This window comes from Pseudopedobacter sp. (genome assembly GCF_040392825.1).
Lineage (GTDB): Bacteria > Bacteroidota > Bacteroidia > Sphingobacteriales > Sphingobacteriaceae > Pseudopedobacter.
Map to the genome: position 1 here is coordinate 1 of NZ_JBEBVH010000271.1, position 4,951 is coordinate 4,951.

A 4,951-nucleotide genomic window follows, 5' to 3' on the forward strand; every position below is an offset into this window, starting at 1 on the left:
GCTCGACACTCCGAAAGTATCTTCTCGCTCTTACATAATAAGACGATGTAAAGGTCTGAGGCGTTTCTGCTTCCCTCACAATCATATTATCATAAAATACATTCCAACGAATGACATCATTTTTTCTAAGCATTTCAAAACACAATTCGCGTGGTCGTTCTTGTCTAACTTCCCTTTGAAAGGCGGTATAGTTTCTGTCTGTAAAGTCTGTAGCCAAGTTTGCAGTGGTTGGTTCCAGCCCAAGTCCTCTCCTTCTAACCATATTCAAATATTCAAGAGCATTATTATCAGCTCCTTTGAAATATTCGTTATAAGCTTCTGCATACATTAATAAAACATCAGAATATCTTAAGATTGGAAAGTTTTGTGGAGTTTGAGATTGCAACTTTGGTAAGACTATTTCATTCTTTCTTCTAAATTTACCGCAAAATCTCTGGTATTTAGAATCATTAACTCCCCATTCGGTAAGCTTTGCCACATCTTTATTATTTGGATCCTGTACGTAATAGAACGATGCTACATTCCAATCTCTTCTCTGATCTCCCGCCTGATATAAACCGTGTAAATAATCGGTACACCGCAGAATACCAATAGACAAACCAATCTCATTATCTATTACCGGGTTTCTTATTCCATTGTTTCTTGCAACCATACCAGCCGTGGGGTATACGCCTGTACCATCGCTGTGGAATTCTACTTCAAAAATACTTTCTCTAATGTCATATTTATCTTGCGCATAATTGATAAACACTTGTTCATAAGAAGGTTCCAATCTATGAAAGTTCTCGTTAATAACCCTACCAGCATATACCATAGCATCCTTGTAACGTTCGGACTCGTTATAAGGATGACCGGCTAAATAAAGATTTACTCTTGCCAGCAAACCCCATACTGCAGATTTAGAAATACGGCCACCCGTACCAACTTCGCTAGCTGGCTTCACCCATGCAGCTGCTTTTTCCATATCACTTAGAATCTGCGCATATACTTCTCTCCCTGTGGCTCTTTCCTTTTGTAATTCTGCTGCCGTGGCGTTTTTTATTGGCTTCAGTACCAAAGGAACACCTTGAAATCGTGTAACCAACATAAAATAGTAGTATGCTCTGAGGAATAATGCCTGCCCTCTTACATCATCGCGTTTGCGGCTATCAATACTTATATTGGTATTATCTACGTTTGCCAATAAATTATTGGCCCTATCAATACCTGTATAACATGATCGCCAGTAGTTTAGAACCTTCGAGTCTGTAGATTCTACATTATAATCCCCTACTGTATTTTCATCCGAACTATAATCTTCGTAAGCTTCATCAGCCTCAAGCCCCATTCTGCCCAGCATATTATTTCCGTATAAATTTCCATCTGCCAGTGCTGCATAAACCCCATTCAAAGCGTAACTTAATTCGGCTTCGGTACGATAATACGTTTCTTTCTCCATTTCATATTTGGATGGATTCACTTCCAAAATATCGTTACAAGAGGCTAGTAAAAAAAGCCCTCCTGCCATGCCTATTTTTTTTAGTATATTCTTCATGCTTACATCTATTTAGAAAACTATTTTAGCACCAAATGAAACTGTAAAATTTTGAGCGTAGGCCGAATAATCAAAACCCGGTGTCAAGATTGAATTTCGGGTAGAAACCTCCGGATCAAGCCCCGAATACTTAGTCCAGGTATGTAAATTTTGTGCAGCCATACTTAAATCTACGCTCGATATCTTACCCAACCATTTTTTAGGTAGTCTATAAGCGAGTTCAACTGTTTTTAATCTGATAAATGAGCCATCTTCCAGGTATTTGGATGAGAAGTATCCTATTGGACCATACCCTCTGGTCCTGAACTGTTCATTTGATGGATTATCTATTGTCCATCGATCTGTGTAAGAAGCAAACTGGTTCAATCCGGCTCTTCCAGTACTATTACCTTCAAACATCAAACGATTGGCATTCATAATGTCGTTGCCATAGTTCCACTGGAAAAACACGTTCAGACTGATATTTTTATACTGGAAATTATTATTAAAACCTCCATAATGTTTTGGCAAAGTGCGCCCCATAATCACTTTGTCCTTATCATCAATAATCAAATCACCGTTAATATCCTTATATTTAATATCACCTGGTTTTGTGAGATTTCTGTCTTCATATAAAGAGACTACACCTTCTTTAAGTACACGGTTACCGTTAGACAATTCATCAAAGTCTGACAATTGATATACTCCGTCCCACATTAAGCCATAAAAAGATGACACCGGCATACCTACCTGTGTTATATAAAGGTTAGAAGAATTCCAGCTTGAGGTAAAAGCTGGGTTCGAAAACATGGTCTTTTCATCTTCGGTAAGTGCCAGTACTTTGTTTTGGTTAAATGAGATATTGAAACTGGAACTCCATTTAAAGTCTTTACTATTAATATTCACAGAATTAATTTCTATTTCAAAGCCTCTGTTTCGAATTGAACCTATATTTCTGTATATTTTTGTATAACCGCTGACATAAGGGGCATTTGAATATAGCAGCAAGTCTCTTGTGTCTTTATTATAATAATCCAGCACAAAGTTTAACCTGTCTTTAAACAAAGACAGTTCGTAACCGATATCTAATTGGTAAGTGGTTTCCCATTTCAGGTCCTGATTTCCAAAATTAGACATAGTTAGTGCGAAATCCGGAGTTGAGGATCCCATTCCTATGCCATAAAAGTCTCCCATGGTAACAATATTGGAAGTTGCAAAGTCATTGACACGGTTATTACCTGTAGCTCCCCAACTTGCCCTAAGTTTGGAATCGCTGATAAAAGGAATCTTTTTGAAAAATTTCTCCTGTCCCAATCTCCAGGCCGCAGCAAAAGAAGGAAAATATCCCCAACGGTGCTGAGGGGCAAATTTAGAGGAACCATCTGCTCTGAAATTTGCAGTCAACACATATTTACCGCGATAATTATAATTTACCCTTGTTAAATAGGACAATAACATATTCGCTGATGCAACAGAAACCGGATCTTTCGGATAACCGGTGCCTAAAGCTCGCATTCCCATCTCTTCATTAGGAATTTTAATGGACGTAAAACCATATCGATCTAAGCTTTGTCCTTGTATAGTTGTTCCCAATAAAACATCCAATCTGTGTCTGGAGTTGAATTTTTTATCGTAGGTAATCGTGTTTTCATTTACCCAATCTATCTGATTCCTTTCCGAAAAGCCACCGTGTATGCCATTGGCATTATTGGCTGACGGATATCCTCGATAGGTTTTAGAGTTATTAAAATATTCATCTCTTGTTATTCTGGAATTGTAACCACCTCTGATATTCAGTTTCATGTTCCATGGTAAAGTATAATCTATGCCGATGTTACTTGTAAAGAAGGTCCTGTTTTGTTCACGGAACTCGTTATTCGTAGATATTATGGGATTCATTATAAGTAATGTTTCGCTTCCTTCTTCATCGTCATCGAATAACATATCCGTGAGGTTTCCACTGGTTGAAATTGGTCTATATCCCCAAGTCCTATACATAATATAAGTTGCATAGGAATTATTACCTGATGCCTGCTGATTGGTTAACTGTCCATAGTTTTTATCTTTTGAATAGCTTAAATTTATATTGACTTTTAGATTTTTGCTAATCTGCTGGTCTACTCTCGCCCTTCCCTGATACCGGGAAAAACCTGAATTAATGATAACTCCATCCTGATTAACCATATTTCCGGAAAAGGCATATTTTGTGTCTCTATTACCTCCCCTGACAGACAAATTATGGTTTTGCATGGGGGCAGTTTTAAAAAGCATATCCTGCCAGTCATATCCTTTTATATTCCGGTAATCGTCTAATATCAGTCCGGGTCTATCCAGATAAGTTGTTTGTGTTTCTTCTGACGGGTTTAATTCCAATTGATACTTCACAAATTCGTATGGACTCATCATATCCATAAACTTGTTTGCTTTCTGCAAGCTCAGATTTATGTTATAAGTTACAACAGGCTTTCCTTCTCTCCCTTTTTTTGTCTCGATAATGATTACTCCATTTGCTGCCCTGCTGCCATAGATAGAGGTTGCAGAAGCATCTTTCAAAACCCTGAAATCTTCTATTTCTTCTGGGTTAAGCGATGAAAGACTAAATCCTTCTATTGGAAATCCATCTACAACATAGAGCGGTGAATTATCCTGCGTAATGGAGTTACCTCCTCTGATAATAATATCTGATTCTTCCCCCGGTTGTCCAGACAAAGCATTTACCTGTAAGCCAGCCACCCTACCGGCAAGGGCCTGAGCAATATTAGGTACAGGAGCTCTATTAATATCTTCTACTTTTACTTCTGAGAGCGAACCTGTAAAATCTTTTTTGTTTACAGTACCATAACCAATAACAACTATCTCTTTTAACGCTTTTGAGTCGGCAGTAAGTTTAATAGTCTTCGGGAAATTTGTCGCCGCAACATGAAGAGTAGAGTATCCTATATAAGCAAATTCCAACGTTTCCCTTTCAGACACACGAATACTAAATTTCCCATTTACATCGGTTACTGCAGAACGCTTATTGTCTTCTTTTACCCTTACGTAAACTCCAACCAGCGGATCGTTATTGTCTGCATCCACTACTTCACCTTGAATTACTTTTCGAGTGTTTTGTTGCGCAAATAGATTTATCATATTCAGCATTAGCAACAAACAAAGAAAAATGCGAATTGGTATTTTTTCTTTAACCTGCATATTTAATAATGTTAATTAAACCTGTATTTAATAGTTATTTTTACATAAACCGAAATTTCCGCCATCGTTGGCTTATTTTAACCACCAATTTAAACTCGGCTGATTGTAGATTTACGTGTTAATATTGCTTAATTTTAAACTAAGCAGTAATAAAGTAGAGTTTATTCATAGTCTTTCTTATTTTAGGTTATTAATGGGTTTATTATTTTGGGTTTATTTCTTTTATCTAAATACGGACTATCGATA

At 37.2% G+C, this 4,951-nt stretch carries 2 protein-coding genes; both read right to left on the bottom strand.

Going from position 1 to position 4,951, the window contains the following annotated elements; genetic code table 11:
* The coding region (locus ABWO41_RS15235; protein ID WP_353139902.1) for a RagB/SusD family nutrient uptake outer membrane protein at positions 1-1,534 on the bottom strand (1,534 nt) is incomplete at its 3' end.
* A 12-nt stretch (positions 1,535-1,546) separates the two neighbouring features.
* Positions 1,547-4,645 carry a SusC/RagA family TonB-linked outer membrane protein gene (locus ABWO41_RS15240; protein WP_353139904.1) on the bottom strand — a complete coding sequence of 1,033 codons (3,099 nt, stop codon included), beginning with the start codon at positions 4,643-4,645 and terminating at the stop codon, positions 1,547-1,549.
* Between the last annotated feature and the right edge of the window lie 306 nt (positions 4,646-4,951).